The organism is Acetitomaculum ruminis DSM 5522, from assembly GCF_900112085.1.
Taxonomy (GTDB): Bacteria; Bacillota; Clostridia; order Lachnospirales; family Lachnospiraceae; genus Acetitomaculum; species Acetitomaculum ruminis.
The window spans coordinates 46,366-53,081 of sequence record NZ_FOJY01000012.1; the positions used below are offsets into that span (position 1 = coordinate 46,366).

General features: G+C 31.3%; 5 protein-coding genes. All 5 read left to right on the plus strand.

All coding sequences use genetic code 11. The annotated features are described in order from the left end of the window. The first annotated feature begins 1 nt into the window (after position 1). Positions 2–1,288: a TolB-like translocation protein gene (locus BM153_RS08855; protein WP_092872858.1), complete on the plus strand. Its 1,287-nt coding sequence runs from the start codon at positions 2–4 to the stop codon at positions 1,286–1,288. Positions 1,289–1,578: 290 nt separating this feature from the next. Further along, positions 1,579–2,373 carry an ATP-binding cassette domain-containing protein gene (locus BM153_RS08860; RefSeq protein WP_092872860.1) on the plus strand — a complete coding sequence of 265 codons (795 nt, stop codon included), beginning with the start codon at positions 1,579–1,581 and terminating at the stop codon, positions 2,371–2,373. Continuing rightward, a complete protein-coding gene (locus tag BM153_RS08865) occupies positions 2,351–4,276 on the plus strand; it encodes a hypothetical protein (RefSeq protein ID WP_092872862.1) in 1,926 nt (641 codons plus the stop codon). Before BM153_RS08860 ends, BM153_RS08865 begins: the two co-directional genes overlap by 23 nt. Positions 4,277–4,743: 467 nt before the next feature. Then, positions 4,744–5,703, plus strand: a complete 960-nt coding sequence (locus BM153_RS13500) for a hypothetical protein (RefSeq protein WP_143088294.1) — start codon at positions 4,744–4,746, stop codon at positions 5,701–5,703. 217 nt (positions 5,704–5,920) lie between these two features. Next, a partial coding sequence (locus BM153_RS13725) for a hypothetical protein (RefSeq protein ID WP_330392049.1) occupies positions 5,921–6,716 on the plus strand: 796 nt, incomplete at its 3' end.

Here is a 6,716-nt window from a genome sequence, read left to right on the forward strand (position 1 = left end):
AATGAAAAAAATAACAGTAATCCTTGTCATAGCTTGTCTTTTACTTTATCTATCTGCCTGTGGTGAGAAGGAAGCGGAAAACGATTCTTTTAAGAGTAATGTGCATGATGATTTAGTAGAAGGAATAAAACCATTTTACGATAATGGTGCATTTGCTTCCTATGGTGATGGTCTTCTTTATGGTCAGGACGGACTTTTAAAAGTATATGACTTTTCTACAAAAGAAAGATATGTTTTGTGTGGAAATACGAATTGTAAGCATTTTGGAAACGATTGTGCAGCCTGGTTTGGAGATAATTCTATGGGAGTGTTTGGTGCTGCGCTTTATAATGGAAAAGTATACTATTTCCAGAAAGATGACAAGGATATTAAATTGCACTCGCAAGATGTTACCGGAGAACAGCAAAAAGTTTTATATAAAATGGATTTAACGGATGTAAAGGTTGGCTCTTATACCTTTGTTGATATTGTAAGAGCTATTTATCATAATGGCTATGTATGGGTGGAAGCAATATATGATGCCATAAAAGACAAATCTGGAAACGATAGTGTAGAAACTAAGGTTATCCAGGGAATTAATCTTGAAACAGGGGATAGAATAGAACTAAGTACTCTTCCAAAAGTAGTTGATGAAGATGCATCAGAATATTCAGAGATTGAATATATTGGAGACGGAGTTGTAATAGTAGGAAACATTACACCTTTAGGAAATAATGTTTCAAGGGAAGCTTATATACTATATGACATAGAAAGCAAAAGCACAAAAGAAATATATAAATCTGAATTAATATCTATATTAGATGAAGATGGTAATTATAATGGAGAACTTCCAGAACTTCAATTTTTTGGTAAATATAAAGATAAATATGTCTGTACAAAATATTATGATGAAAATGTTAATGGCAATGATGGAAAGTTTGACATTTACTTATTTGACACCGATAAGAAGACTTTTGAATTAGTAACAGATGGAATCGATGGATTTCCATTTTTTGAAAACAGATATTCTATGAAATCCTTGATAGATGGCTCAAAGCTTATTTATGAAGTATCAAAAGATGATAAGAGCGAAATTTATTATTATGATTTAGAGAAAAATGAATCTAAATTAGCTTTTACAGATGAAAAAAATTTAAAATATCGGTTAGTTGAAGAAACAGAAGATAAATTAATATTTAAAATTTATACAAATGTTGAAACTGATAGTAGTTTCAATATTTATACTATATCTAAAGAAGATTATTTAAAAGGAAAATTTGAAAATAAAGAGGAATTTTCTATAAAATGATAGTATGAAGGCAAAAAGGTTATCCCCCGCATTAAGTGGGGGATATAATAATAAAAAAATCCAAAGTTGAAATAAAGCTTAATTGTAAAAAATAATTAGAAAATATGTACATAGCGAAGAAAATATAATAAATGCCGGCATATTTATTTTAGTATAGTATTAGGGGAAAAGAAAAATGAATAGTTTGAAGGTAATAGATTAAAAAGATATGGTAAAAAAGGGTTATAAATAATGAAAAAAATACTAAAATATGCATATTTATTCTAGTTTGGTATAAGGGAAAAAGAAAAATGAATTGTTTGAAGGTATTAGATTTAAATAAAAAGTATGGTAAAAAAGAGGCTTTAAAAAATGTGAATATTACTCTGACACCGGGGATTTATGGGCTATTGGGCTCTAATGGTGCAGGGAAAAGCACTCTGCTAAAAATATTAACCTTGACTTTATCTAAAAGTTCAGGAGAGATTTATTGGAATGAAGAGAAAATCAAAACGGGGCTAAAGGGAAACTGCAACTATCTACGTTCATTATCCTATCTGCCACAAAATCAGGCATTATATCCGGATTTTACTGCCTATGAATATCTGGATTATATTGCATCTTTAAAGGAAATTCCCAAGGAAAAGATAAAAAATGAAATAGAAAAAGTTCTTAAAGATGTGGAATTATGGGAAAATGCTCACCAAAAAATAAAAATATTTTCTGGTGGAATGAAACAAAGATTAATGATAGCGCAAAGCATGATGAATACCCCGGCGATTATCCTTCTTGATGAACCAACTACAGGATTAGATCCAAGACAAAGAATGATTTTAAAAGGCCTTTTGGTAAAAATCAGCAAAGAAACTATAGTCTTGCTGTCTACACATATTGTTTCTGATATAGAAGCATTGGCAAATCAGGTAATTTTAATTAATCATGGGGAAATAATAAAAACGATGGCACCTGAAGAGCTTGTTGATGAGATGTATAAAAAAGTGGGTGGACAAGTATCAGAAGAAGGTTTTTTATCAGACCTAGAAAAAGCTTATTTGTATTTTTGCCGAGAGGAAGGTTTAGACAATGGGGGAAATGAAAAAAATTAAATATGAGATAAAAAAACTTAGTCTGGGAAAAAAAGCTTTATGGGTTGAAATTATAGTCACTGCGATTCTTGTTTTGGGATTATTTTTTCAAATTTATATAGATAAAAGTAAGGGTTATACAATTTATGAAGGCTTTTTAATGTGGAAAAGTGAGGGGGCTTTTTCAAAGGATGTAGAATTCTTGTATAAAAAAGACTACGACACATATAAAAATGATATAAATAATTTTCCCGACTATATCAATCAGATTATTAATTATAAAGAAAAAAATACTTTGACCGGTATTTTTAAGAAAGAGACTGAATTTGATAAGAAAAATCTGGAAAATACTGCAAAAGAGTATAAAAAAATTAAAGATATTAAGGTTAAGCCTTCCTACATGTATGGAATATCAACTTTGTTTTTTGGACAATGGCAAAATATTCCATATTTATTTTTGGTACCTTTCTTTGGCCTGGGGGCTTTTTCAAAAGACTCCTGGCAAACAAGGGCATTTCTAAAAACCACACTAGAGGGAAGAAGAAATCTTTCATTTAATCAATTGCAGGCTGCAGCTTTTAAGGTTTCTCGGGTTTATGTAACATCTGGAATAATATGCGTATTTTTACTTTTATTTGCAACTGATTTGCCAGGATTATTTAATACAGTTCAGTCAATACCAGGTTTTATAACCAGCCCTTTAAAGCTTTCGGTTTGGGAAATTCTTATAGTACGGTTTATAATGAAATGGCTTGGACTAATGGTGACATTGCTTTTAATATATCTTTTATCCGGATTTTTTTGGTCTTATTTAGAGGTTTTCATAGGCCTGATTATATTTTTTTTATTTCAATATGAAGTATTTAATGGTATAAATATACATTCTGACATAGCATTTTTTCATTTTTTTAATTATTACAATCTACTGTGTCCTGAAAAACTTCTTTGTAATTATATAAATGTGAATATATGTAATCATTGTGTTAATGGGACGGATTTATTGATATTTACAATGGTGATTTTTGGTCTTATTTCTTTTTTAGTCGGAAGTTATTTCCATAGGAATTATATTCCACAAAAAAACAAGAAAAGATTATCACACTATATTTTTAATTTAAGAAAGTTATTTGTTGTAAGACACCATGATTTGCTTTATTTTGAAGGAAAAAAACTTTTTATAATAGCAAAGGGGGCTTTAGTGTTATTGCTATTTGTTATGGGGTTAACATATAAATCATATCAAAACAGGCATTTTTTTGATTTTAATGAATATTTTTACAACTATTATGCTGATGAAGTCCAAAAATTGGAAGTAGGCTATGAAAGAACTTTTATTGAAGAAGAAAGAGAAAAGCTTTATACCAAAATGGAAGAAGCAGCTACAGATGAAAGTATTGATGATACATTAATAGATATTCAGATGGATGCTTTAGATAAGATTTCCCTGGAAATTGATGATGTAGAAATGCGAAGAAATGAAAATAAAAACGCTGACTTTTTAAATCAGACACCCTGGCTTAAATTATTCAGAATTATTCCACCTGAAAGAAAAGTTTTTTTGTGGGTATCTGTAATGACAGTGCTTCTTGTTCCGGTTGTCTTTGAAAATATTTATGAGAAAAAACATAAAGTATTATGTGATTTTTTCTTTCTTGTGGGCATGAAAAAAAGAAGAATCTCTGCCCTTAAAATAAGAATGTTATATGGAATTTTAGTATGGTTAGCCTTATTAGCAAGAGATTTTTATGAAATAATTGGAAAATACAGCATATATGGCTGGGGAAAAAACAGTAGCAGTCTATTGTTTTTAACGGATATGCCGGTGACCATGCCGATTTTTCTTTTATATTTTCTTTATCAGGCAGGATGGCTTGTTATTATAGCAGGAATAGTTAATAGTTCATTTTTATTGATAAGAAAATAGGGTATTGGTTTGAACGCAGTGTAAGCAATCCCCCGCTTCAAAAGCGTAAGCTTTAAGCGGGGGTATAAGCTTACTAGTGTCAGAAGGGGTTAAAGCCCCTTCTGACAGGTGGCACAAAGTGCCACTGCGTTCATGAGGAAGTAGCGAAGCGGCTTTAAGAATGTCCGCTTTACAAAATAATAAATAGTGGATTCATCTCATTTTTTGTGGAAAAAGTTAAATTACAATAAGTATTGTGTCGATAAGTAAGTTAAGGGGGAGTAGTTACTGCTTTTTCTGTAAGAAAGAAATGGATTTCAGATTATTCTCAGGGATTGAGATGCTTATGGATATAGCAAGATTGTTGCTATATCTTTTTTGTTTTTCGGCTTGTCAATTCTGACTGAGAATTACTCATTACTAATAAGGTTGATTATTTAATGCATTTTATCTTGGGTCAAGGTGAATTGCAAAAGGGAGAATTGGTTATGAAGGTAAATAGTAAAATAATGAATTTAAGCGAGGATGCTTTAATAGCACGAAGTAAAAAGGATTCAAAGAAAAAAACAAAGGATAAGAATACAATAGATTTTTCGTCTTTAAAAGAAAAATTGGATCCGATTTCACGAAAAAGGGAAGAAGCAAGGAAAAAAGCTATGAAAATAGTTTCTGATGCATTTGCCAGTGATCAAAGGCTTGCTGATAGATTAGATCAAAGGCGGGATAGGATTAGATATTTGTACATGGAAATGGATGAGGCAAATGATAATATCAAAGAAGTTGAAAAGAAAAGGGGTGAGTTAAGAAACTCTCTTGGAATTGATGAAAACAGTCAGGAAGAAAAAGATTTGAAATTGTTGGAAAAGCAAAGAAAATCCTGGAATCCGGAAGCTTCAATTTCTCTTACGGAAGATGAAATAAAACGAATTGAGCAAATTGAGAAAAACGGGCTTACAGAATATCAGGAAATGTCTTTAGCCTTGTATGCCGGGGAAGCACCTTATAGAATGACTATAAATGATGCTATTAAAGATATTAAAGATGAAAATCTGATTTTAACCCGGAGCCTTCGTGAAATGTATAAATCTCATACTATGCATGATGCTAAAGAACAGGCAGATGCTGTTTTGGAAGCGGCTTCAAAGGATATAATTTCCATGATTTTGGAAGAAGCTAAAGAAAATATTGAGGAAAAATTCGAAAAAGAGAAAGAAAAGGCTAAAGAAAAAGCTGAGAAAGAGGAAAAACTTAAAGAAAGAATTGATGAAGCTAAGGAGAAAAAGAAAGAAAAAGAAAAATTTATAGATGAAATACTTGGTATTGTTATGGAAGCTGTTGATAGTAAAAATGAGCTTAATGATACTAAAGAGGAAATTAAGGCTATTGTAGCTAAGATGAAATTAATTGAGGATGATATTAAAGGTGCATCAGTAGATGAAAATGTATAAATTATATTATAAGGCAGTGTAAGTTAAACCATTGGGGGATGGTCTGCACTGCTTTTTTTGTGCCATTTTAGGGGATTTGCTAAAAATTACAAATAATTTGCTTTAGAAAAAATTAATAACCTTATATTGTTTTAATTGTATTTTAATATCGAAAAATTTACCGATAGAAATATTAGGGATTTTGTACAGGAAACCACCAAAAAAGGAGGAGAATTGAATGCCGTTAGAAATAACGAAAAAGACATATGACAAGTTAAGAGAGTATTTTGCTTATGTTGAAAAAGTTTTTGGCCATGATAACAGATGGTCAATTAATTCATATAGTTATATTTTTGAAAGCGATGTGCAAAGATTTGCATATTATTTAATAGCACAAGATGGCATATTAGATGAAAAGGAAAGAACTTATCTTAATGCCTTAATTGACAATGGCGAAGGCAAAACAGATATAACCTATGTAGATCAAAATTCGGGAATTTTACCTGCAGAGGCAAGAATTAAGTTTAAGACGACTCCACCCAGATCTTTTATACTCTGCCTTTGGGCAACAAATAAGTTTGCAGAGAAGGGAAACATAAATAAGGCGTTTGGAGTTATTGAAAATTTATACAAGCAGATTGCTATTGATATATTAAAAATAGATGGTAGAACCTCAATGGATAATATGCAGAAAGTGGGAAATGTTATTAATTCATTGGTTAAGGTGTCAAAAGAAAGCTATGATGAGTTTATAGAAAATTTGGGAGAAATGGAGAAAATTCCACAGGAAGATGAATCAGTAAGCGAGATGTCTAAGACGCAGGAAACGGAGATGCCTATGGAAGAATCAACAGCTAATGTAATTGAAAAAGTGGAAGAGATGCCAGTAGAAGAGGCTCCAGCAGAAGTAATACCGGAAATGGAAATGCCAACAGCAGAAGTACCGGAAGTAGAACTACCAACAGCGGAAGTGCCAGTAGAGGAAGTTCCGGAAGAGGTAATGCCAGAAGTAGAGATGCCAACAGCAGAAATAC

What these genes read in the sequence shown, in the direction of transcription:
- BM153_RS08860 (WP_092872860.1), top strand. Translation starts at nt 1,579, where the DNA reads ATGAATTGTTTGAAGGTATTAGATTTAAATAAAAAGTATGGTAAAAAA.
- BM153_RS13500 (WP_143088294.1), top strand. Translation starts at nt 4,744, where the DNA reads ATGAAGGTAAATAGTAAAATAATGAATTTAAGCGAGGATGCTTTAATA.
- BM153_RS08865 (WP_092872862.1), top strand. Translation starts at nt 2,351, where the DNA reads ATGGGGGAAATGAAAAAAATTAAATATGAGATAAAAAAACTTAGTCTG.
- BM153_RS08855 (WP_092872858.1), top strand. Translation starts at nt 2, where the DNA reads ATGAAAAAAATAACAGTAATCCTTGTCATAGCTTGTCTTTTACTTTAT.